The organism is Clostridium sartagoforme (assembly GCF_039521405.1).
GTDB classification, from domain to species: Bacteria; Bacillota; Clostridia; order Clostridiales; family Clostridiaceae; genus Clostridium; species Clostridium sartagoforme.
In genome coordinates this window covers 30,850-55,064 of the sequence record NZ_BAAACH010000006.1, presented here as the reverse complement: position 1 = coordinate 55,064, position 24,215 = coordinate 30,850, and the positions used below count along the sequence as shown (strand labels likewise).

The window sequence follows — 24,215 nt, the reverse complement described above, 5'->3', positions numbered from 1 at the left end:
TTTTTTTAGTTGTAATGTAACATTATCGTTTGCTACAATCCCTGGAAATTCTTTTCGAATGTTAAGCATCTCTACTACATACTCCATATAATTCACCGCTTTCCTCTTTAATACTTGGAGGGGAATTTAAAAGCTAAGCTTTTAAATTCCCTCTATAATTATTTAATTAAATCACCTTTTTCAGATGCAACTTTAACTTTACCTTCTTTTATTTGATTGAATATTTCATCAACCTTACTTACAGTTTCTTTACTTAAATTTGGATTTTCTTTTGGAAGACCTATACCATCATTCTTAGCATCGAATGTTAAAGTTTGTCCACCTGGGAACTTTCCATCTAATTCAGCTTTAACCATTTCAAATGAAGCTGAATCTACTTTCTTCATTGCAGAAGTTAAAATGATTGATTTATCATCTTTGTAAATACCATCTGCATATTGGTCAACGTCAACCCCTACAATCCAAGCTTCTTTTCCAGCTGTTGCTCTAGCTTTAGCTTCATTTATAGCTCCAACTCCAACTCCACCAGCTGCTGTAAATATAGCTTTAACTCCGTTATCAAACATAGTTGCTGCTAATTGTTGTCCAGCTGCTACGTTATCAAATGATCCTTGATAAACAACATTTTCTGCTTTTATTGACATCTTTGTTCCTAAATTATCATTAGCATATTTAACACCTTGTTGGAATCCCCAGTTAAACTTTTGAACTGCTGGTATTTCCATACCACCTATGAAACCTAATTCTCCTTCTTTTAATTGAAGAGAGGCTGCTACACCAGCTAAGAAACCTGCTTCATGTTCAGCAAAGAATATAGCAACTGCATTATCAGCTACTTTTTCAACTCTATCTGCTCCATTTTTTCCATTATTAGGAGATCCATCGATAATTACAAATTTTGCATCTGTATATTTATCTTGAGATTGGAATATAGCTGTTTCAAACTTAAATCCAGGAGTAACTATAAATTTATATCCTGTATCATAAAGATTTCCAATTTCCTTCATATAGTCAGCTTCTGTTGTTCCTGTTGGTTTTAAATAGTTAGTTTCAACTTTTAATTCTGTTTCTGCTTTCTTTATACCTTCCCAAGTACCTTGGTTAAATGATTTGTCATCAATAGTACCTGCATCAGTAACCATACCTACTTTTAAATCATTTTTCTTGTCTGTACCTGTTTCTCCACCCTTGTTACCACAGCTTACAAGTCCAGTGACCATAAGAGCTGAAAGTGTTAATGCTATTAGCTTTTTTTTCATAATAATCCCTCCATAAAATAATATATAGCAATCTTTGATATACAAAGAAGTGCGTCTTTTTAACAAAAATTTTACCCTTGATACCGCTTACAAATAAACTCAATATTTATTTATTAACTTTTTCTTCTGATCCATTTAAAATTAGTTTTGGTGGAATGTTTATGCGATTTATCTTCTTATTATCTTTATTCTTAAATATCTCTAAAAGTAACTTTATAGCTGATACTCCTAATTCCATAGGCGAATCTTCAATATAAGTTAAATTAATTCCCACTATATCTATTAAATCTATTTTATTAAAACCAACTAACGCCATATCCCTTGGTATATTCTTTTCTCTTTCAAATAAAGCTTTAATTGTTCCTAAGGTCATTCTATTACTGCATGAAATTATCGCAGTAGGTGGGTTTTCCATATCCAAGAATTCTTTAGTTATTTCATAAGCTCTATCTAAACTAAATTGTCCTTCTTTTATATAATCATCTATAATTGGTATATTACTTTGGATTAATGCCTCTTTATACCCATTTAATCTATTCATTGCTGAACTTGAACTAATTATTCCTGTTATTATACCTATTTTTTCGTGACCTTCATTTATTAATAACTTAGTAGCATCAAAACCACCTTTTACATCATCAACAAAAACTCCATTTAAATTTATATAATTTAAATCTGCAGAAACTAATACAATAGGTATATTTATACTATTTATTATATCTATAAATACATCTTCTAATTTCGTATCTCCAAACCCTGGAGTCATTATAACTCCTTTTAATCTATGCTTTTTAACTTCATCTAATGCTTTTAATTCACTTTTTACATCATTATTTGTATTAAATAATATTATATTTAAATTAACTTCTTCTGCAATTTTACTTATACCTTTTATTATCTCACCAAAGTATGAATTTGTTATATCCGGAACTATTATTCCTATAGTGTTTGTCTCTCTTTTAGAAAGACTTCTTGCTATTGCACTCGGAACATAATTCATTTCTTCTATAACCTTTAAAACTCTTTCTTTAGTTTCCTCTTTTACATATGAGGAATTATTTAAAACTCTAGAAATAGTTGCAGAAGATACACCAGCTTTTTTTGCTATGTCATCTATAGTTACTGCCATATTTTTTCTCCTTATGTATCTACGATAAAATTTAATAAATTTGTCTATATGCCTATTATATATCTATTATATTCATTAATACTAGTCCTAAATTCTATTAAATATAGATTTTGATAAATTTTTCTATAATCACATTTACTTAAGTTAATATTAATTTATTTTTATTCTTAAATAATTACTTTTCCTTTTTGTTTTATGTTAAACACAGGTTTTGTAATATTTATTAGGAATTAACTACTATTTTTATAAATATTCTAGATGTTAATATAATCCTTGTATATTTAAATTTATAATTTTATATTAAATACTTAATTGTCTTAATAATATGTAATAGCTATATTTCTGATATTATATGCTGAATATCTTATATTTTAAACAAGATATTCAGCTCATTCAACTATTATTTGTATAATTACTTAATGCAAGCTTATATTTTATAGGTTATATAATTTTATTTAGGAAACTCTCTCCTATGGCAAAATTAAACTTCTTATTATCCTTATTAAAATTATCTACTATGGATACTCCTATATCTGCCATACTCTTTAATACATCTATTTCTTTAGGTTCTGTTAACTTCTTACTATAAACTAGTACAGGAACATATTCCCTAGTATGATCTGTTCCTTCAAATGTTGGATCATTACCATGGTCTGCTGTTATTATTAATAAATCATCATCATTTAATTCATTTAAAAGAGTGCTTAATTGAACATCAAATTTTTCTAAAGCTTCTTTATATCCCTTTGGATCTCTTCTATGTCCATACATTGAATCAAAATCAACTAAATTTAAGAAAATTAACCCATTATACATATTTTCTTTAGCTATTTTTATTGTTTCTTCCATACCCATATCATTACTCTTAGATTTTATACTCTTTGTTATTCCTTGATTGCAATATATATCAGCAATTTTACCAATTCCAACTACATCTAAATTCATTAAATTTAATTCATCTAGCATAGTACTAGTTGGTGGCTTCAATGCATAATCTTTTCTATTTGATGTTCTTTTAAAATTTTCTTTATTATTCCCAATAAAAGGTCTTGCTATTACTCTTCCAACTTTATATTCTTCTTTTAAAGTTATTTCTCTTGCAATTTTACATACTCTATAAAGCTCTTCTAGTGGAATAATTTCTTCATTAGCAGCTATTTGTAAAACACTATCTGCTGAAGTATATAATATTAAGCTCTTTGTTTTTAAGTGTTCCTCACCTAAATCTTCAATAATTGCTGTTCCTGATGCTGCAATATTTCCAAAGAATTTATGCCCAGTTTTTTCTTCTAATTCATCTATCAATGATTGTGGAAATCCGTTATCTGTAAAAACTTGAAATGGCTTTTCTATATGGATACCAGCAATTTCCCAATGTCCTGTTATCGTATCTTTTCCTTTAGATAATTCTGTTGCTTTTGTATAATATGCAATTGAATTTTCTACTCTTTTAACACCTTTAATATCTGCAATATTCCCTAGTCCCATTTTTTCCATATTAGGAACATTTAATCCATTCATTGAGTTAGCTATATTTCCTAAAGTATTTGCACCCTTATCTCCGTAATCTTCAGCATCATGTGCTTCTCCTATTCCAACAGAATCAAGTACAACTAGGAATACCCTATTAAAATTCTTCATCTTAATACCCCCTAACTTCTTCATTATTCATTATCTTAATTATTGAACTAGTTCCAAGTCTTGAAGCTCCTTTTGATATAAACTCTTCTGCTTTTTCAATACTCTTTACTCCACCTGCTGCTTTAATTTTAACATCTTTTCCAACATATTTTTTAAACAACTCTATATCTTCAATAGTTGCTCCACCTGTACTGAATCCTGTAGATGTTTTTATAAAATCAGCTCCAGACTTTGTAACACAATCGCATAATTCTATTTTTTCTTCATCTGTTAAAAGACAAGTTTCTATTATAACTTTTAATATAGTATCTCCACACGCCTTTTTAATTTCTTTTATTTCTTCTATAATAAATTTGTAGTTCTTTTCTTTTACCATTCCTATATTTATTACCATATCAATTTCATCTGCACCTTTTGATATAGCATCCTTAGTTTCAAATACTTTAACTTCTGTTGTATTATATCCATTTGGAAATCCTATTACTGTACATACCTTTAAGTTCTCTCCAACATAATCCTTTGCTCTTTTCACAAAGGAAGGTGGTATGCATACTGATGCAACTTTATATTTCATACCATCATCACATATAGTTTTTATTTCATCCCATGTTGAAGTTTGTAAAAGTAATGTATGATCAACTGTTTTTAGTATATCTTTTATATCCATATTTCCTCCTCTTGTAATTACTCAATTATTTTATATATTATATCTGCCTTAGCTGGCTTTTCATTAGATATTGTATAAGCTGATAAAAGCATTTCTTCGGCTTTTTCAATTCTATTTATATCACTTGTATATATAGTAGCTAATAAATCACCTTTATTAACATAGCTTCCCATCTTTTTTGATAGTATTATTCCTGCTCCATAATCTATATCATCATCTTTAGTTTCTCTTCCTGCTCCAGCTAATAATGATGCTATTCCTACTTTTTCAGCATTTAATTCATATACATACCCTTCTTCTTTTGCTTTAACTTCATGAACTACTTCTGAAATAGTAAATAAATCCTTATTTTCAATTACACTTACATCTCCACCTTGATTAACTACAAGTTCTTTTAGCTTTTCAAGAGCCTTACCATTCTTAAGAACTTCTTCTAAAATTCCTCTAGCCTTATTAACATCACTTTCTATATTTGATAATTTAAGCATTTGTGCTCCAAGTCTTAGACATAATTCTCTTAAATCTTCAGGGCCCCTATCACTTAATACTTCTATTACTTCTTGTATTTCTAATGCATTACCTATTGCATATCCTAATGGTTCTCCATTTAATGTTATTGCTGCTGAAGTATTTCTATTTAACCCCTTACCTATTGATACCATAGCTTCTGCCAATTTTTCAGCATCTTCTTTAGTTTTCATAAATGCTCCATCACCATATTTTACATCTAGTAATATTGCATCTGAACCTGATGCAATTTTTTTACTCATTATGCTTGCTGCTATTAATGGAATACTGTCTATGGTAGCAGTTACATCTCTAAGTGCATATAACTTTTTATCTGCTGGTACTATGTTTTGCGTTTGACCTGCTATTACAAGTCCTGATTTATTAACAAAATCTATGAAGTTTTCCTTTGTAACATTTATATCAAAATTAGGTATTGCTTCAAGCTTATCAAGTGTTCCACCAGTATGTCCTAATCCTCTTCCTGATAATTTAGCAACTTTGCCTCCAGCTGCTGCAACCATAGGAACTAATATTAAAGAAGTTTTATCTCCAACACCACCTGTACTATGCTTGTCAACCTTTATTCCATTTATTTCGCTAAGATCAACAACATCCCCTGATTTTATCATAGCCATAGTAAGATTAACTGTTTCTTCTTCATTGAAACCATTTAGATATATTGCCATCAATAATGCTGATGCTTGGTAATCTGTCACCTCACCTTTTGTATATCCATCTATAAAAAATTCTATTTCTTCTTTACTTAATTCTTTACTATCTCTTTTTTTTGCAATAATATCAAAAGCTCTCATTTTAAAACCCTCCATTTAATTTTCATATTTATTTATTTTAACCCAATCTTCAAGTTCTTCCTTGTTCTTAGGTATTGTTAATTCGTCGTTTACTATCTTAGATTTTATTTTATTTACAGTTTTCATTATATTATCATCTAATTCTACTTCTGATCCTTCTCTTGTTATGTCTATAATTCCTTCTTTTAGTCCTGATAAATGAACTCCATCATTCCAACTATTATCATTCACATACTTTATTTCATTAAATATAATTTGATTCATATATCTTGTAGCAGTTGAAATTATAACACTAGGATCAAAATAATTTTGATTTTCATCTATTCCGAAGGCATATCCACCTACTTCTTTCGCTGCAGAAAATACTCCAAGCCCTGATGCACCTGCTAGATGCTGAATGTATTTTACACCTTTACTATACATCAATAATGCAGTTTCTCTTGCTTTTAAAGGATTCTTAAAATCGTTTACTACTGCGGATATAACTTCCCCATCTGGATTAACATATCTATATCCAGCTTCAAAACCAATTGCGCCTTCTCTTAAATGAGGTACTTCCATACCTAAAATTATTCCGGCCTTATTCATATAACCTATTTTCTCATATTCTTCTTTACTAAGTAATCCTGCAACGACTCCATTTAGAAACGCTTGTTCTTCCCACCTTGTATAAAGTGAACTTATATTTTTTGCTTCAAGCTTTGAATCTATTAAAGTAAATTTTTGATTAGGATATTTTTCTGAAACCGCTTTCACATCTGCTTCTTGTTCTGGCCCAATAGCAATAATCAATTGATACTCTTCAGTTTCTGCAAATTCCATTATACTCTTTTCATAGTCCTCTGCATGTATAGGTTCTGAATAATCAAACTCTATACCAAGTTCTTTTTGAGCTTTTAATAAACCATCATAAATTAAATCATTAAAAGATTTATCTCCAAGACCACTACCTGTAAAAATTACTGCTATTTTTAAGTTCTTTTCTTTTCCCTTTTCATTTGAATTATTGTTGAAGTTAAGAACTATTGCTGCTACAAAAAATATTGTTGAAATCAGTATTAACAATATAACTAATACCTTATCTATTCTTTTAACCATTTAATCTCCTTTGCAATAGATATTATCTATAACATCTTTTGTATAATATAATTATACATAAATAAACCTTTACTTTATATAGAGAATATTGATATTAAATATAATTATTTGGATATAATTTTATTTATCAAATATGTTTTTTTATATCTATTTATAAAATATTGATTTTTTATAATTTATTTGACATTTAGTTATAAACTTATCAATACCTATCTTCTTCTGGAGAAACTCCAGTGTATTTCTTATAATTCTTAGAAAAATACCCTGCATTAGAATATCCTACTTCAGATGCAATCTGTGATATTTTCATATCTGTATTTTTTATTAATTCTTTTGCTTTTTTAATTCTATATATTGTTAAATAAGTACTAAAATTTTCTCCTACCTCTTCTTTAAAAAGTCTTGAAAAATATTCATGAGATAGATATATATGTTTAGCTACATCCATTAAAGAAATATGATTCTTATAGTTATTATCTATATACTTCAACGCCTTATCAATTGATCTAGAATAAGATTTGTTTTTATTTATATCTTTTTTCTCTAATCTTTGCTCTTTAGTATTATCTCCTATAGCTTTTATTTTATTATTTATCTTAGTTAATATTTCGCTTAATTCCTTGGGTCTAATATCTGATTTTATTAAATACTCATAGACTCCGCAACTTATTGCTTCCTTTGCATATGAGAATTCAGCAAAATTAGTTAATATTATTATATAAATTTCCGGAAATAACTCTTTTATTTTTTTAGATAATTCTATTCCATCCATAACTGGCATTTTTATATCCGTTATTATTACATCAGGCTTAGAGTTTAAGGCTAATTCGTAAGCTTCCTTACCATTATTCACGCTACCTATAACATTAAATTCTTCTGATATATTTTTTATAGTATATCCTATCCATTCCCTTATTGGAGCTTCATCCTCTACAATTAATACATTTAGCATAAAAACCCTCCTTATTTAGGTAATTTAAATATAACTTTAGTTCCGATTCCCTCTTTGCTACTTACTTCTATTCCATATTCTTTACCATAGTTTAACTGTATTCTCTCGTGAACATTTATCAACCCTACTCTATTTATAGATTCTTTATTATTAAAAACCTTGTCTATTTGGCTACTGCTCATCCCCTTACCATTATCGCTTATTTCTATAAGTATATTTTGATTTTCTATATATCCCTTTATTTTTATTTCACCTTTTCTATTCTCACCTTCCATGCTATAAAAAATTGCATTTTCTACAATTGGTTGTAATATTAATGCTGGAACCATTGTATGTTTTATTTCATTATCTATATCTATATTTACAACAAAACTATCTGGATATCTTATTTTCTGAAGATCCGTATAAGTCTTGATCATTTCTATCTCATCTTCTAGAGAGATTAATTCACTAGCTTTTGGTAATATACTTCTTAAAAGCTTAGAAAACTTATATAACATCTCTTCTGCTTCTTCATTTTTATTCATTGATACAAGAAATCTAACGCCACTTAATGTATTATATAGAAAATGTGGATTAATTTGAGCCTGAAGAAAACTCAATTCTGCAATACGTTTTTGCTTTTCTTTTTCCTTTATCTCTTCTATAGAGTCATCTAGCCATTTAACCATATTATTAAAAGATTCCTCTAAATCACCTATTTCATCATTTCTATCAATTTCAACTTTAACTTTTAAGTTTCCTTTCATTACTTTTTCTATTGTATTTTTTATATTAATTACAGGTTTAGTAACCCAAACAGAAATCTTATATACTACTACTGATGAAACTATTATTACTAAAGCTAAAGTCAAAAGAAACTTTTGTGTTATTTGTTTTATAGGTTGTCTAACTATATGTAATGGTATTTCCTCTATTATAGACCATTCATATCTATCTAATGTATCTATTAACTTCATATAATCTGTATTATCTCTTTTAAATATAGAGTACCATTCTTCTGTTTTTAAATAATCTCCATAATCCAATTCTTTATAGTAATTTTTTCCTATAAGTCTTTTATCTCTTCCTGATATTATATTTCCTTCTTTGTCTATAATATAAATACTTCTTCCATCTTTGATAATTCTATTATATCTATCATATAACATTTTTTCACTTACATCCATTATAAGTACGCCTAAGGTTTCATCTGTAATCAAATCCTTAATTAATCTTCCCATTCTAAATATGCATTTGTACGGACCTATTCCATCTTCATCTTCAAATGTACTTATAAGCACGGTATTTCCATTAGCTTTTACTATTTCATTATACCAGACTTCATTTTTTATGGATTTCATTGTGTACTTATTTTTTGAATAAGTTCCAAAACTAAAACCGTTTTCAGAAATTACATATAGCTCAGGCTTCATATTATATTTTCCATATCTCCATACTTGCTCATTTAATAGACCTTCTACATATTTATCAGCATCTATTGCTTCTTGAGTATTGTTCAAAACATCTTCCTTTTTAATAGATAAAATACTTACTAACTTATTGTCTTCCACAATATTATTACCTATTTCTTCAATATTAGATAAAAGTATTGAAATATTATCTGCTACCTCTTCCAATATTTCATTATTCATTTTCCCTATTTCTATTTGAACTATATTATTAGTATCTTTTATAGACCAAGTTCCTATAATTATTGAAACTACAATTATAAATGTTACTAGTAGTAAACATAATTTTAAAGTTATACTTTTTATTTTCATTATTTAATACCTCAATACTTAAATGTTGATTTATTTAGTTCACAAGTGTTTTTATTATTTATGTAACCGGTAACAAGTAATAAGTCCAAAATATATAATAAACCCGCTACCTGTTACTTTATCTCAAAAACCATGAATTGTACACTATGAACTAAATAAAATTGCTTCGCAATTTATTATTAATTTTACTAAACTTCTATTATCTATGTCTATGATTATTGTAATAATATTTTAATTTTCTAAATTTTCAATTCTAAGAATTAAATAAATTAATTAATATATACTGAAAAATATAAGCTAAGAACATAAAATTCTTAGCTTATTTATATTACACTTTATTTTTTATTTAATGAAGCATTAATTAATCCTATGAATAATGGATGTGGTCTGTTTGGTCTTGATTTTAATTCGGGATGGAATTGTACTGAAACGTACCACGGATGATCCTTCACTTCCACAATCTCAACTAACCTTCCATCCGGGCTTGCTCCTGTAATACTCATGCCTGCATCTGTTATAACTTTTCTAAATTCATTATTAAATTCATATCTATGTCTATGTCTTTCATATATTAATAAATCATTATAAACATTATATGAATTGCTATTTTCATCCAATTTACATGGATATAATCCTAATCTCATAGTTCCCCCTAACTCTTCTATATCCTTTTGATCTGGCATCAAATCTATTACTGGATATTTAGTTTGAGGATCAATTTCAGCGCTATTAGCACCTTCATATCCTAGTACATTTCTTGCGAATTCAATTACCGAACATTGCATTCCTAAACATATTCCAAGGAATGGAACATTATTTTCTCTTGCAAACTTTATAGATTCTATTTTCCCTTCAATTCCTCTATCTCCAAATCCACCTGGGACTAATATTCCATCACAATCTCCTAAAACTTCTTTACTATTATCTCTACTTACATCTTCTGCATTAATCCATTTTATTTCAACTTTGCAGTTATTAGCTAATCCTCCATGATTTAGTGCTTCTACTATTGAAATATATGCATCATGTAATTCAACGTATTTTCCTACTAACGCTATCTTTACACTTTCTTTTAGATTTTTAACCTTATTGACCATTTCTATCCATTCAGTATTGTCTATATCTCTACATCCTAGTTCTAGTTTTTCACAAACTAATCTATCTAATCCCTCTTTATGTAACATTAGTGGTACTTCATATAAATGTTCTGCATCCAAGTTTTGTATAACACATTTAGCTTCTAGATTACAAAACAATCCTATCTTCGATTTTAAATCTTCTGACAATTCCTTTTCTGATCTACAAACAATTATGTCTGGCTGTATTCCTATACTTCTCAATTCTTTAACTGAATGTTGTGTTGGCTTAGTTTTTAATTCTCCTGCTTTACCTAAAAATGGAACCAATGTTACGTGAATAAAGCATACATTTTCTCTACCAACTTCATATTTAATTTGTCTTATCGCTTCAAGAAAGGGTTGTGATTCTATATCTCCAACAGTTCCACCTATTTCTGTAATTACCACATCTACTTCTTTTTCTTTAGACACTCTATAAACTCTTTCTTTTATTGCATTTGTAATATGTGGTATTACTTGAACCGTTCCACCCAAGTATTCCCCTCTTCTTTCTTTAGATATTACTGACCAATATATTCTACCTGTTGTTACGTTATTATTTTGGCTTAAATTTTCATCTATAAATCTCTCATAATGACCTAAATCTAAGTCTGTTTCTGCTCCATCATCAGTAACAAATACTTCTCCATGCTGATATGGACTCATTGTACCTGGATCAACATTTAAATATGGATCAAACTTTTGTATAGAAACCTTAAGTCCTCTATTTTTTAATAACCTTCCTAATGATGCTGCTGTTATTCCTTTTCCTAAAGAAGATACTACTCCTCCTGTTACAAATACATATTTAGTTTTCATAATTTTCCTCCAAAAAAATAAATTTTTTTATTTATTCTCTTGACACTAAGTTCCCTACTTGATATAATCATAATTACCTCACTATTTATGATGGGTTCATAATGTCTAAATTCAATAAGTAGTATAATAACATAAATAAATAAATAAATCTATATATTTTTTATTTATTTATATTATTTTATTTAACCCTTCTTCTATTTTAAAATACATTTCTCTAAATTCTTTATTCACCAATATCTTTTCTTGAGCCTTATTAATATTATAATTTATACTCTTATCACTAATAATTTCTAGCATTTCTTTTACTTTTTCCCTATCTAAGCATTTATAATTTTTCAATAATAATAAAAACATATATTTATTTTCTCTTTTTTTCAACTTTTTATTTATATCACTTGCATCAATTCCTAAATGTGTACATAAAACATTTATAACTATTGCCGTTTTATCTAAATTATTTGTACTACTCATTATATCACCTCTTATTCTTTATATTATTACCAATATTTATGACATATATTCAGACGGCAGTTTATATATAATATTAATTATTCTAATTCTCCTATTAGGATTAAAGTAATTTATATATAAACTTAAAATTAAATACAAAAAAATCCTAGTAAAAAGGAATTTGTTTACCCTTTACTAAGATTAAAATTTTAATTTATTTTTACATTCACCGCCAATTTAGTTGTTATAGGCGGTTGCCCTGCAAGTTCCATTGAATATTTAGCAACGATGTCTCCACCATTTTCATCAATATCCACTTCTAAATACTCAGTATGTATTTGTAAATCCAAAACACCATATGGGGTATTGTATAAAGATATAGATGTTTCTCCTTTTTTAAAGTCCATTTTTGCGCTTGTACTACCTTCCCGCTCAAGTAATAACGCATCATCTAGCATTGTTAATGTAGTTGTTGTACCGCTCATTCCTGATATCTCTGTTTCTTCGTAAATGGCTTTAAAACCATTTTCAGTTACAAGAAATTCTCCAGGTGTTACTACTTCAATTACATCTTGCTCATCTAAGTCATTAAAACTTTTTAATGATATAATTGCTTTTTTCTTCATATTCTGCCTCCATCTACTCTATAATAATTCTTTTAAATCCTCTTATATTTGCTACTACCAATATCTTTTATAATTTCTATATTTTTGAGTTTAGCTTGTCCGATTACATATTTTCAACTTATATATTTTTCTTTATATCATATAGTTTAAATTTATTAATAAAAATTATCAAGTTTTATATTTTTACTTTTATAGTTTATTTCTCCTTATTTCCAAATAATAATTCAATAAATTTAGATTTAAATTTAATATCACTTTTCGATTTTTTATTATCTTTTTCTCTTGTGATATTTTCTTTAATTTTGCCTGATTCTTCTGTAATCTTTTCTTTAATATTATCAGAATCAACAGCTTCTTTAGTTTCATCTACAAAACATAATGGAGGAAACATTACACACCACCAATTTTGTCCTTCTGCATTTCCTATAAGTATTCTATAGGCTTCATACTCTCCTTGCGGAAAAACTAAATCTCCATATACTTTATCTGGAAAATTCTCTTTTGAAAGCATACTTGTTACATTATATGAATATCCATTTTCCTTAATAACATCTTCGGCAATTTTTTCTACTGTAGATTTGTTTTCAATTATAAAATCTCTAGCTTCATTTAAATCCTTGCACTCTTCTAATTGATCTGATACATACTCTATAACTCTATCTCTTACTTTTAACTTTAAATTTTGATCCTCTTCACTATCACTGTTAGCTATTACATGGAATCTTATTATTTTATTTACTATATCCTCATAGACTAACTCGTCATTTTCTTGAAAGACTTGTCCTCCGTAATAACTTGAACAGCCTGTCATATTAATAAATAAAATAACTATAAAAAAACTAATAATAATTCTTTTCATACTATAAACCCCCTTATAGCTAAATTATTGCCAAATTTAGGAGGTTTATACTTATATTTTAAACTGTTCTTGTAATAAATACATCATTATATTTTTCTTTCATTTTTTCAAAACATCTTTGAGCCTTTAACATATCATCAAAAAATGCAAAAACAGTAGGTCCACTCCCACTCATCATAGTTCCTATAGAACCATAATACCTCATTTCTTCTTTTATATTTATGAGGATTTTATGTTTTCTTAATGTTACATTTTCTAATAAATTCTTCATATTACTACATACTAGCCTTAAGTCATCTTTTTCCATAGCTTCAATTATCAAATTTGTATCAGGATGATTTCTAGCTTTTTCAATATTAAATTCCTGATATACACTTCTGGTTGACACTCCAAAAGGAGGTTTAACTAGAACTATAATTTTATCTTTAAAATTCTTTAATTCCGTTACTTTCTCTCCAATCCCTTCACATAATGCAGTTCCCCCCTTAATACAGTAAGGAACATCAGCTCCTAATTTAAGGCCCAATTCCATTAATTCTTCATTTGAAGCATTTACATTAAATAATGAATTCATTATTTTTAAGACGGTTGCTCCATCCGTGCTCCCACCTGCCAAACCTGCACAAACAGGTATGTTTTTCTTTATATATATATATACTCCATCATTTATATTATATTTTTCCTTAAATAATTTAGCTGCTTTATAAGCTAGATTTTTTTCATCAGTGGGTACATATTGTTTGTTACACTTTATAGTAATATCTTCTTTTTGTTTTTCTATTGTAATCTCATCATATAAGTCTATTGATTGCATAATCATTTCTAACAAATGATATCCATCTGCTCTTTTACCTATTATATCTAATGATATATTAATCTTAGCATAAGCCTTACTTCTCATACTTTTATTTCCTTTCACTATAGTACAAATATTTCAAAATAAACTTCAGAGTCTAACTCTGAAGTTTATTTTATTATATATTTTTTTACTTATATAGTAAACTAGGAATATCGAAAGCTTAATTTGAAATACTTTTATCTATATAACTATTCTCATCTTTGTATATAGAAAATTCATTTATTATATTAACTAATGGGGCCATATCTTCAAAAAACATTACTATAGTATCTCCTTTTTGAGAAATATTGAGAGCTTTTATTAATGCTTCTTCTTCTCTTAATACAACTTCATATTTTTTCTTAGTATCTCTTTTTTTCACCCCATCAACTATTAATTGTGCGATTTCCCCTTGTTTTCTGCCTCTTAAATCTTTATCTTCTTTTACTATTATATAATCTAAATGATGTGATGATATTTTACCTATTTCTAATGCCATATCATCACTTCTATCTCCTGGTATTCCAACTATTCCATATAACTTACCTTTATTTATATATTTTACAGCTGAAAGAACAGCATTATATCCATCTATATTATGTCCATAATCTAAAATAACGTTCACTCCATTAACATTATAACAATTAAATCTTCCAGCATTCTTATCTGAGTTTAATAAATAGCTTGTTATTCCATTTTTTATCATGCAATAATCTATTTTCAGTCCCACTAAAGCTCCACATATTGCAAGTATATTCTCAACATTGAACATTAATTTTCCACCTAAGGTAATTGGAACCTCATCTATATTGCATATAGTATGTTTTTTCCCCTCATTAACCACTACTATATTCTTATTTTCTAAATAAACACATATATTACTTAGCTTATTTTGTTTTAGTAACGGATTATTGCTATCCTTACTAAAAAGTATTATATTAGCTTTTATTCTATTTAAAATAGACTTGCTCCAATAATCATCAGCATTTAATACTACATAACCATCTTCTTTAACTGCTTCTCCAACTAAAGATTTTACATAACATAATTCTTCCATAGTATTTATTCCATCAATACCTAGGTGATCTTGTGTTATATTAGTTATTACTGATACATCAGCTAAATCATATGCTAACCCTTTTTTTATCATTCCACCCCTTGCAGTCTCTAAAACTGCCACATCTACATCTTTATTTATTAGTATTGACTTAGCACTTTCAAAGCCTGTATCATCTCCTGAGTCAATACACTCATCGTTTATATATATTCCACTAGTGCTAGTCATCCCCACACAGTATCCCATTTTAGATAAAGTATGACTTATAACTCTTGTAACTGTAGTTTTTCCATTAGTTCCTGTTATTGATATAACCGGTATATTATATGGATTATTGTTGTATAGCATATTTACTATTTCTTTTCCTAAATCTCTCGCAGCTCCTTCACTTGGGGATAAATGCATTCTGAGTCCTGGTGCTGCATTTACCTCCATTACTATACCATTATTATGTATTATAGGCTTCGATATATCTTCTGTGCATATATCTATACCACAAATATCTAGTCCTAGCATCTTAGCTGCCCTTATACATAAATTTATATTTTCATTACATATTTTATCCGTATAATCTACCGCTTCCCCTCCAGTAGATAAATTAGCATTTTTCCTTAAATATAATTTTTCTTTTTCTTTTAAAATATCATTTATTTCTTTACCTTGCTCATTTATATACTTTATAACTTCAGTATCTATCTTAATCTTAGTTAAAGACCTTTCATGATCCTCTCCTCTCTCCGGACTTTCATTTAGCTTATTTATAAGTTCTAATATTGTATTAATTCCATTTCCTTCAATATGCGGAGGTCTTCTAAGCGATACTGCTACTACCTTATAATTAATTACACAAACTCTAAAGTCATTTCCAACATAATATTTTTCTATGATTAAATCCTTAAACTTATCTTTTACAGATTTATATGCAATTAGTAACTCTTTTTCATTTTTTATATTTAATATTACACCTTTTCCTTTATTACCGTATTGGGGTTTTAAAACAACTGGATATCCTATTTCCTCAGCACATTTTAATAAATCTATTATATTTCTAACCTTAAATCCTTGTGCAACAGGAATATTTTGTGTTTTTAAAAGTTCCTTTGTTAACATTTTATCACAAGAAATATCTACAGATACACAACTTGTATTAGTACCTATTGATGACTCTATTATTCTCCCCTGCTTCCCATATCCTATTTGATAAAAGTCTCCATTTCCAAATCTTATAATTGGTAAACCAACCTTTTTAGCATAATCACATATTGCCTTTGTACTTGGTCCAATCATTTCATCTTTTAAAATATTCTTTAAATACTCTATTCTTTCATCATAATTTATTGGAATTTTATCTATTAAAGCATTTATTATATCTATTGCAAGCTTTGCACTTTCAATAGCCACATTTTCGTATAAATATTGATAAATTATATAATAATGATTTCCTTTAACTTCTCTGGACTTTCCATAATGTACATCTATACCAAGTTTATTTTGTATTGCTATAGTTATATGCTCGCATATATGGGCTAAATAAGTTCCTTCAATTAATCTTTTTACAAATCCTCTTTCTTCATCAATTCCGCATCTATGAGTATTCAATTCAGGAATCATATTAATAAGATTATCATTAAAATCTTCTATATCTTTACTTGAAGTTTCACTATATCCTTCTAAATCTACATCCATCCTTATACACATTTTATGAGAATAGATATTTTTCCCTTTAAAGACTTTAGTCTCTATTATTTTCATTTCTACTGTTTTCCTCCTCAAAAGGTAACTTAGTAAGAAGATTAAATCTATCTCCTTCCTTCAATACATGTAAACTAACATTAAACATACTTAATACTTCATCATAATATTGCTCAGATGCATTACTATGAGTTATATTTCTGGCATCTAAAAAATAGACAGCTCCACTTCCTACAACTTGAGCTTCTCCACTGTCTTTAACTACTATAGCAGTATCTTCATCAATTCCAATTCCTAAAACTTCTGGGTTTTGAGCTATACCTGTAAGAAGCCTTCCAATTCTCCCTCTTTGAGCAAAATGTTGATCTATCATTATACCTTTTACTAAGCCTAATCCAGGCGCCATTTTTAAGGTGCATTTTCTTGGAGATTCATCATCTTCTCCTTTAACCACCATAGTATCACTCATAACTGAAGCTCCTGCTGATGTTCCAACTATTATACACCCATCTGAACTTGCTTCTTTAATAGCATCATAAATAGGTGTTCCTCCTATTAGGCTAGTTATTCTTAATTGGTCTCCTCCTGTAAAAAATATAAGTGATGCTTCTTCTACAAGTTTTATATTTTCTTTATTTAAAGAATCTGCTCTTTCTTTTATATTTAATCCTTTTATTTTATTAACTCCTAATTTATTGAATATCCTAGTATATTTTTCTAGTGCTTCCTTTGGATATTCTGTTGCTATTGTAGCTATTAAAATATTATCTTCTTCTTTATTTATTGAACTACAAACTTTTTTTAGAATTTCCTTATCTCCTTCTTTATCTTCTGCTCCTCCAATTATTATTAAGTCGCCTTTAATTTTTTCTGACATTTTCTCACCTCTTATCATGCATTTCTTATTTTATCCAACCTTCCTTAATATTATTCACAAAAGTCCAAATGAAACCTTCTATAATAAAGCATAAAAAAATATAGCGGCTATAGAATAAATTCAAAGAATCTATTCTATAGCCGCTAAAAAATTAGAATAATGCTCTACCTGGTATTATTAATTTATCTCCTGATTTTATGTTTTCATTTCCCTCTAATTCATTTAATCTATTCAATTCATCCATTGTAGTATTATATTTTTTAGCTAAATCCCATAATGTATCATCTTGTCCAACAACATATATAGTTACTGATGATTTCTTTTCTTTAACTTCTGAAGGTCCTTCTATTACATCTGTTACGCATTCTTTTTTCACTTTATAACAAACTTTTATAGTAAGACCAACATTAGCCTTCACTGATATGGAATTACCTTCTATACTTGCATCTATGCTTTCTAAGGAAACTTTAACTAGCGCGTTCATGCCCTTTTTAGCGCCCTTTACATCAGCTGCTGTAATAAATGGAATTTCACCTGTTATAATTCCATATCCTAATTCTTCTCCAGCAACCTTGTAAATTATAGCTGTTTTAACTATACCTTCAACTTTAACTTTATCATCATCAACCATTTTATCTGTTATTATAGGATTTCCCATTACTGATATTATTTGCTCTATTCTTTCATCTGAATTTTTTAATTCAACATTATCTTTTGCTGTAGCTTCTACATTGTTTACTGAATGTATAGCTCCAAATTCTTTCTCATCCTTTGAAATATCAATATTCATAGTAGGTGAATATGCATCTTTTAACATTTCTATCTTGTCTTTAGAATACACCTTAACGTTTCCTCTTATTACAAATTCTACATCTACTACTCTATTTTCCCCTAAATCATCTAAATTAATTGCATATTGTTGATCCTTAATATTAAGATTTAATGAGCTAATCATATCTCCTGAAATTCCTAGCATTTCTTCTTCTTTTGAAAGATAGACATCATCTTGCAATGTTATAAGCTCTTTATTTTCTTTGCCTTTATATAAAATTTCTATTTTACAATAGCAGCCTATATATACTTTATCTTCTACAAGTTTTATTTCCTTCTTATGAACATTCATAGAGCACTTCAATATTTCTTCTATTTCTGGTTTATCCATTGTTACCTTAAGCATAGATTTGCCCATTAAATCTATCTCTTTTTCTCCCTTTACACTATTCAACATTTCATCTTTCTTCTTGATTTGTATATCTTCCTTACCTTCAATATCTTTTACATATTCAAATTCGCCATTTTTATACATTTCCCATTTTAATGTAAGAACTCCATCAATGCCTACTTTTCTTTCATTCATCCAATTAGCTTCAATATGTTCTATCTCACACTCAACATCGCATATTATATTATGTTCATCACTATTAAGATCAAGATAGTTAGCGAATTTATCAGTAAAAATAACTGAATGTATTTTATTTGTTGGTGAATCTGTTATGACTTCATCTTTAGGTAAATAAAATACTATATAAACTAGCTGACCTTCTACCATAACCTTATCACCAAGTACTTCTTTATTTGTTATAGTAGCTTTAGAATCTACTCCTAATACCTCTTTCATATCAGGATATTGTGAATCTCTTATTAAGTATTCTCCCTTTAGTACATGATTAGTTGAATTTTCCCTAAGTAATTGTTCATACCGAACCACTTCTTTTATTACATCTATCTGTGACATATAACCCCTCCCATACAATACCTATTACTAAATATATTTCTAACTGTATATATTTATTCATATTACTTTGGAATGTTTCTAAAATAAAAAGTTTAAATTTCAACAAATTTATTACTCTTATTTACAATATAGGATTTAATATCTAAAAAAATGTCGAATTTTAATTATCATTTAAAGTTTTTTGTGTTTTTTTTAAATAATATGTTGACATACAATAAAATATGTCGTATTATAAAGAAGGTTATTGACCATATAACCTCTCATAAATTCTCAATACCCTTTTATACCATAGTTGAAAGATGGAAACCCACCATCTTTCTTTTTTTTATAAAACTACAAAAAAATATAGAGCCTCGTTTTTTCGAAGCCCTATTCTCTATAAAGCAAAATATAACTGTACTGTCTTTGTTAATACATCTGAATAGCTGTATGTTACCGTCCTTTGAATATCATTTTCTAGCCTTACTACAAAAATGCTTGGATGAGCACTTTCTATAACTCCGTTGTTTACTAGGATCTTTTTTCTTCCACCGTTTGCCTTTAGAGTTACTTTATCTCCTATATGATCTTCTATATCCCTCTTTATAGCGGCGATAGTCTTTACTTTTTCCACATAAACACCTTCTTTCTCCTTATATTATACTCTCAAACCCACTTTTTGTCAAGTAAAATTTATATTTTATCACCTTTAATATAAGATGTCAATGTAAACTTTTACCTTTTTAACGCTATAATATACATTTATTATTATACCTATATATTGTTTTTTTATACATTTTGTTTATATATTTAATAAATTAGTAACATTTGTAGAATTTTGCAAAGAAATTTATTCAGTTCACAGCGCACAATTGACGGTTCCCAGTTTATGATGAAACCACTTCGTAGTTTCTGAATTTTAAGTTATTTTAACTCCTTTATTTTTGATATAACAATTTCTTAATTCAGCAGAGCTGAATTATTTACATAACTATGAACCGTCCCTTATTAACTGTGAACTAAAAATCTTAATTACCAATTTATATATACGGTGATCTCGGATATCCTTCTCTATATTTTCCTCTTGTTTGTAAACCACCTATTCCCTTTGTCCCTGTTATTGTATTATCTATAACATCTGTTATAGATACCACCTTATCTATTCTAGTATAGGCTATTTTTTCACATACAAATACAGGATCTAAACAGTGAATTAATACCCTATTAGGTGAACTTGCAAAATTAGCACCTGCATCTAACATACATTCATAACAACTTTGGCAGGCACCTGCAAAGATAACTAACTCATCATAACTTGAGTTATAATTTCTTAAAGCTTTAACAGCATCTATATAATATCTTGAATTTCTATAATTGTCTAAGTTTAAAAAATCATCTGTTATTCTTAAAACACTATCGTGCCCAGTTAAAACTACTATATCTGGCTTTATTTCTTTAACTAAATCAACTATAACCTCTGGTTGATTTTTTTCTGGTACAGCCCTTCCTACTGCCTCTAAAGACAACTGTTTATAAACTTTAAGGCACATTTCTAAATATTCTTTATCACCATCTATATGCAATATTTTCCCTGGCCTTCCAAACATTAATTCTTTATTTTGTTGTGCTTTAGAGGACTTACTCCCCCTTGATAAACTACCTATTTTGCTAAGAGCTTCAGTATCCCCTCTCATAGATACAGCCTTCTTTATTGCCTCATCCACTCTTGTATTTAATATTTTTTCTTTTGTTCCTACATATTGCCCATCAACCTCTTCTAAATCCTCTTTTTGAGAATCTGCTATTATTCTAATACTAATTCCTTTTAGCACATAAATAGGATTTCCATTTTCGTCTTCCTTAATATCTATTATTCTAAAGGTAATATCTTTATCATAGGATTTCCTAACTACTAAATCACCTATTTCCATTTTTCCCTCTTAGTTAATTATTTTATATTATCTTATGTCGAATTTTAATCATTTGTACATAAAAAAAGGTCATATGTAATTTTTCTTATTCAGTCGTTCCACTCTAAGTCAACGTAAACTTATATATCACCTTTCGCAAGATAGAAGAATAAAAAAAGTGCTCATAGCACTTTTTTTATTCTAAATTATATACATTTTTAAATTCTTCTAAAAACTTTAACATAGATTCTTGCTCATTTATTATTGATTCAATTTTGTTTCCAAAAGTATTTTGTCCCCAGTTGACCTCATTATAATAATATCTATTAGCAAGCCTCCAATACCGTTGAGGAAATTGTAGGTATGCATATAGAACTTTATATTCACTATCTAAAAATGGTGAAACATCATTGTATGACTCTATTATTGCTTTAGCAAAATTTATATCCCAGTCTACTCTCTTTAAAACCTTTATCATAAAATTGGATATATCAAATGTTCTTACTTCTCTTTTGCAATAATCAAAATCAATTACATTGCAATCATTGTTTCCATCTAAAATTATATTGTGATAGGTAAAATCATGATGGCAAAAACTTTTTTCATTTTCTGCTATCTCACATAATTTCATATATTCTGATTCTTCTAAAGTTTTTAAAGCTTTTTTACCTATTTCTTTATAAAACTCCATTGATTTTAAATATAGTAAATCAAAATTATTTTTATTATTTTTCTTCCTTACCATATCCCTCATTTTATCAAAGGATTTTATCCTTTTATTCATAAGGTGAGTCCATCTACCTAAATCACTTTTTAGTTTAGAATTTTCTGGAGGGTCATATCCTTTTGATGCTTCATGCAGTCTAGCAAGAGTTCTTGCTGCTAATTTCACCTCTTCTATATTATGAAAATCACATTCTCTGCCATCTATCCATTCTGATAATGTATAAAGATCTTCATTAACTAGAGCGTATGGCTCTCCATCTATGTTTAAAAAATACTTATCTACCCCTTTAAACCCATTGTTTATCAGATGTTCCTTAGCTCCATAAACAAATAATAGCTTTTGAGGGCCATAATTTATCTTCTTTAAACATCTTTCTCCCTTATTAGTTTTTAAATAATATACTCCTTTATTTGCTTTTAAAACTTCAATTTTAACGTTAAATTGTCTTTCTATTTCAAATTCTCTCATCATAACTCTCACCCCCTTTATATTTATATGACTATATGTATTCTTTTATTAACATTTTATTCCTATCTTTAATATAATAAATTAAAAACAATATGAAAGGATTAAATCATGAAGATAGGCATAGATGGCAGAGCTGCAAAATGGTATAGAGGAACTGGAATTGGCACATATACTTATCAACTCATAAATAGTATAAACAAAGTTGATAAACTTAATGACTACTTAGTTTTTCTACCTGAAAACTCAGCTCTAGATTTAAGTGGCAATTTTAATGTTGAATCAGTTAAGGCCTCTTCGAATTCTAGTTTTTGGGATGAAGTTAGAATTCCTAATATTTTAGATGATACTAATATAGATATCTATCATGTCCCTCAGAATGGCGTTGGTCTTTCCACTAGTATAAATTGTCATAAAACCATTACTTTGCATGATATAATCCCATTGAGAATGCCAGAAACCGTTAGTGATCGTTATTTATATATATTTAACAACGAACTTCCTAAGATAATAAATAGTTGTGATGGTATTTTAACAGTTTCTGAATTTTCAAAGCAAGATATATCAAAAGAATTTAATTTTCCTAAGGATAAAATTTTTGTTACTCATCTTGCTGCTGAGGATATATATAGACCTTTGAATAAGCGTCAATGCAAAAAAATTATTGAAGACGAATATAGTATAGAAGATGATTTTATATTATATGTAGGTGGCTTTAGTCCTAGAAAAAATATAGTAGGTTTAATAGAATCATTTTCTCGTCTTCCTAAAAATGCAAAAAGAAATCTTAAGCTAGTTATAACAGGGAAAAAAGGTATTTCATATGATATTTATAAAAAACGTACTATAGATCTTAATATTGAAAATGATGTTATTTTTACAGATTTCATTCCTCTTGAGAAATTACCTATTTTTTATAATGCATGTGAATTATTAGCGTATCCATCATTTTACGAAGGATTTGGTTTACCTCCATTAGAGGCAATGGCTTGTGGTACTCCCGTAATAACTTCTAATGTGACATCACTTCCTGAGATCTGTTATGATTCCGCTTTATTAATTAATCCTTATAGTATAGATGAATTAACCTGTGCTATAGATAGAGTTTTAAATGACAATTCTCTTAGGTTAAATATGATTAGTCAAGGAATAATAAAAAGTTCTAATTACTCATGGAATATAACTGCTAAATCAACTCTAACAGCTTATGAAAAAATTATACAAAATTGATA

Annotated in this window: 20 protein-coding genes; 1 reads left to right on the top strand and 19 read right to left on the bottom strand. The window is 28.0% G+C overall.

What is annotated here, in order from left to right; all coding sequences use genetic code 11:
• Window positions 1-158: 158 nt before the first annotated feature.
• The 19 genes from ABDZ60_RS02110 to ABDZ60_RS02020 form a co-directional block, all read right to left on the bottom strand.
• Window positions 159-1,259 (bottom strand): BMP family lipoprotein, encoded by a 1,101-nt coding sequence (locus ABDZ60_RS02110; RefSeq protein WP_016208769.1) that lies wholly within the window; start codon window positions 1,257-1,259, stop codon window positions 159-161.
• A 106-nt stretch (window positions 1,260-1,365) separates the two neighbouring features.
• Window positions 1,366-2,388, bottom strand: coding sequence for a LacI family DNA-binding transcriptional regulator (locus ABDZ60_RS02105; RefSeq protein ID WP_047000216.1), 1,023 nt, complete (start codon window positions 2,386-2,388; stop codon window positions 1,366-1,368).
• Between the two features lie 441 nt (window positions 2,389-2,829).
• Window positions 2,830-4,029, bottom strand: coding sequence for a phosphopentomutase (locus ABDZ60_RS02100; RefSeq protein ID WP_343775478.1), 1,200 nt, complete (start codon window positions 4,027-4,029; stop codon window positions 2,830-2,832).
• A gap of 1 nt (window position 4,030) precedes the next feature.
• The gene (deoC, locus tag ABDZ60_RS02095) at window positions 4,031-4,696 is read right to left on the bottom strand and encodes a deoxyribose-phosphate aldolase (protein ID WP_343775475.1); all 666 of its coding nucleotides are present in this window, start codon (window positions 4,694-4,696) and stop codon (window positions 4,031-4,033) included.
• 17 nt (window positions 4,697-4,713) lie between these two features.
• Complete coding sequence (locus tag ABDZ60_RS02090) at window positions 4,714-6,018, bottom strand: pyrimidine-nucleoside phosphorylase (RefSeq protein WP_016208773.1); 1,305 nt, start codon at window positions 6,016-6,018, stop codon at window positions 4,714-4,716.
• A 15-nt stretch (window positions 6,019-6,033) separates the two neighbouring features.
• Window positions 6,034-7,116, bottom strand: coding sequence for a BMP family lipoprotein (locus ABDZ60_RS02085; protein WP_343775469.1), 1,083 nt, complete (start codon window positions 7,114-7,116; stop codon window positions 6,034-6,036).
• A gap of 202 nt (window positions 7,117-7,318) precedes the next feature.
• The gene (locus ABDZ60_RS02080) at window positions 7,319-8,068 is read right to left on the bottom strand and encodes a response regulator transcription factor (protein ID WP_016208776.1); all 750 of its coding nucleotides are present in this window, start codon (window positions 8,066-8,068) and stop codon (window positions 7,319-7,321) included.
• Between the two features lie 11 nt (window positions 8,069-8,079).
• Window positions 8,080-9,831: a cache domain-containing sensor histidine kinase gene (locus ABDZ60_RS02075; RefSeq protein ID WP_016208777.1), complete on the bottom strand. Its 1,752-nt coding sequence runs from the start codon at window positions 9,829-9,831 to the stop codon at window positions 8,080-8,082.
• A 335-nt stretch (window positions 9,832-10,166) separates the two neighbouring features.
• Complete coding sequence (pyrG, locus tag ABDZ60_RS02070; protein WP_343775464.1) at window positions 10,167-11,768, bottom strand: CTP synthase; 1,602 nt, start codon at window positions 11,766-11,768, stop codon at window positions 10,167-10,169.
• Between the two features lie 168 nt (window positions 11,769-11,936).
• Window positions 11,937-12,239 (bottom strand): hypothetical protein, encoded by a 303-nt coding sequence (locus tag ABDZ60_RS02065; RefSeq protein ID WP_016208779.1) that lies wholly within the window; start codon window positions 12,237-12,239, stop codon window positions 11,937-11,939.
• A gap of 188 nt (window positions 12,240-12,427) precedes the next feature.
• Window positions 12,428-12,844, bottom strand: coding sequence for a YwiB family protein (locus ABDZ60_RS02060; protein ID WP_016208780.1), 417 nt, complete (start codon window positions 12,842-12,844; stop codon window positions 12,428-12,430).
• Window positions 12,845-13,040: 196 nt separating this feature from the next.
• Window positions 13,041-13,703, bottom strand: a complete 663-nt coding sequence (gene spoIIR, locus ABDZ60_RS02055; protein WP_343775459.1) for a stage II sporulation protein R — start codon at window positions 13,701-13,703, stop codon at window positions 13,041-13,043.
• Window positions 13,704-13,761: 58 nt separating this feature from the next.
• Entirely contained in the window at window positions 13,762-14,604 is an 843-nt protein-coding gene (ispE, locus tag ABDZ60_RS02050) for a 4-(cytidine 5'-diphospho)-2-C-methyl-D-erythritol kinase (RefSeq protein WP_016208782.1), read from the bottom strand.
• Window positions 14,605-14,722: 118 nt separating this feature from the next.
• Entirely contained in the window at window positions 14,723-17,350 is a 2,628-nt protein-coding gene (gene cphA, locus ABDZ60_RS02045) for a cyanophycin synthetase (RefSeq protein WP_343775455.1), read from the bottom strand.
• Entirely contained in the window at window positions 17,331-18,167 is an 837-nt protein-coding gene (locus tag ABDZ60_RS02040; protein WP_343775452.1) for a cyanophycinase, read from the bottom strand. Before ABDZ60_RS02040 ends, cphA begins: the two co-directional genes overlap by 20 nt.
• A gap of 151 nt (window positions 18,168-18,318) precedes the next feature.
• Entirely contained in the window at window positions 18,319-19,902 is a 1,584-nt protein-coding gene (locus tag ABDZ60_RS02035) for a DUF3794 and LysM peptidoglycan-binding domain-containing protein (protein ID WP_343775449.1), read from the bottom strand.
• 376 nt (window positions 19,903-20,278) lie between these two features.
• Window positions 20,279-20,515 carry a Veg family protein gene (locus ABDZ60_RS02030; protein WP_008676552.1) on the bottom strand — a complete coding sequence of 79 codons (237 nt, stop codon included), beginning with the start codon at window positions 20,513-20,515 and terminating at the stop codon, window positions 20,279-20,281.
• A 406-nt stretch (window positions 20,516-20,921) separates the two neighbouring features.
• Window positions 20,922-21,812, bottom strand: a complete 891-nt coding sequence (gene yabG / locus ABDZ60_RS02025; protein WP_016208785.1) for a sporulation peptidase YabG — start codon at window positions 21,810-21,812, stop codon at window positions 20,922-20,924.
• Between the two features lie 175 nt (window positions 21,813-21,987).
• Window positions 21,988-22,989, bottom strand: coding sequence for a CotS family spore coat protein (locus tag ABDZ60_RS02020; protein WP_016208786.1), 1,002 nt, complete (start codon window positions 22,987-22,989; stop codon window positions 21,988-21,990).
• A gap of 105 nt (window positions 22,990-23,094) precedes the next feature.
• On the opposite strand from ABDZ60_RS02020, the gene ABDZ60_RS02015 reads away from it, so the two are divergent.
• The gene (locus ABDZ60_RS02015) at window positions 23,095-24,213 is read left to right on the top strand and encodes a glycosyltransferase family 4 protein (RefSeq protein ID WP_047000210.1); all 1,119 of its coding nucleotides are present in this window, start codon (window positions 23,095-23,097) and stop codon (window positions 24,211-24,213) included.
• Window positions 24,214-24,215: the final 2 nt, after the last annotated feature.

Coding starts and splice junctions, on each gene's coding strand:
- ABDZ60_RS02110 (WP_016208769.1), bottom strand. CDS start 1,259: ATGAAAAAAAAGCTAATAGCATTAACACTTTCAGCTCTTATGGTCACT.
- ABDZ60_RS02090 (WP_016208773.1), bottom strand. CDS start 6,018: ATGAGAGCTTTTGATATTATTGCAAAAAAAAGAGATAGTAAAGAATTA.
- ispE (WP_016208782.1), bottom strand. CDS start 14,604: ATGAGAAGTAAGGCTTATGCTAAGATTAATATATCATTAGATATAATA.
- spoIIR (WP_343775459.1), bottom strand. CDS start 13,703: ATGAAAAGAATTATTATTAGTTTTTTTATAGTTATTTTATTTATTAAT.
- ABDZ60_RS02040 (WP_343775452.1), bottom strand. CDS start 18,167: ATGTCAGAAAAAATTAAAGGCGACTTAATAATAATTGGAGGAGCAGAA.
- deoC (WP_343775475.1), bottom strand. CDS start 4,696: ATGGATATAAAAGATATACTAAAAACAGTTGATCATACATTACTTTTA.
- cphA (WP_343775455.1), bottom strand. CDS start 17,350: ATGAAAATAATAGAGACTAAAGTCTTTAAAGGGAAAAATATCTATTCT.
- ABDZ60_RS02060 (WP_016208780.1), bottom strand. CDS start 12,844: ATGAAGAAAAAAGCAATTATATCATTAAAAAGTTTTAATGACTTAGAT.
- pyrG (WP_343775464.1), bottom strand. CDS start 11,768: ATGAAAACTAAATATGTATTTGTAACAGGAGGAGTAGTATCTTCTTTA.
- ABDZ60_RS02080 (WP_016208776.1), bottom strand. CDS start 8,068: ATGCTAAATGTATTAATTGTAGAGGATGAAGCTCCAATAAGGGAATGG.
- ABDZ60_RS02035 (WP_343775449.1), bottom strand. CDS start 19,902: ATGTCACAGATAGATGTAATAAAAGAAGTGGTTCGGTATGAACAATTA.
- ABDZ60_RS02015 (WP_047000210.1), top strand. CDS start 23,095: ATGAAGATAGGCATAGATGGCAGAGCTGCAAAATGGTATAGAGGAACT.
- yabG (WP_016208785.1), bottom strand. CDS start 21,812: ATGGAAATAGGTGATTTAGTAGTTAGGAAATCCTATGATAAAGATATT.
- ABDZ60_RS02020 (WP_016208786.1), bottom strand. CDS start 22,989: ATGATGAGAGAATTTGAAATAGAAAGACAATTTAACGTTAAAATTGAA.
- ABDZ60_RS02075 (WP_016208777.1), bottom strand. CDS start 9,831: ATGAAAATAAAAAGTATAACTTTAAAATTATGTTTACTACTAGTAACA.
- ABDZ60_RS02065 (WP_016208779.1), bottom strand. CDS start 12,239: ATGAGTAGTACAAATAATTTAGATAAAACGGCAATAGTTATAAATGTT.
- ABDZ60_RS02100 (WP_343775478.1), bottom strand. CDS start 4,029: ATGAAGAATTTTAATAGGGTATTCCTAGTTGTACTTGATTCTGTTGGA.
- ABDZ60_RS02105 (WP_047000216.1), bottom strand. CDS start 2,388: ATGGCAGTAACTATAGATGACATAGCAAAAAAAGCTGGTGTATCTTCT.
- ABDZ60_RS02085 (WP_343775469.1), bottom strand. CDS start 7,116: ATGGTTAAAAGAATAGATAAGGTATTAGTTATATTGTTAATACTGATT.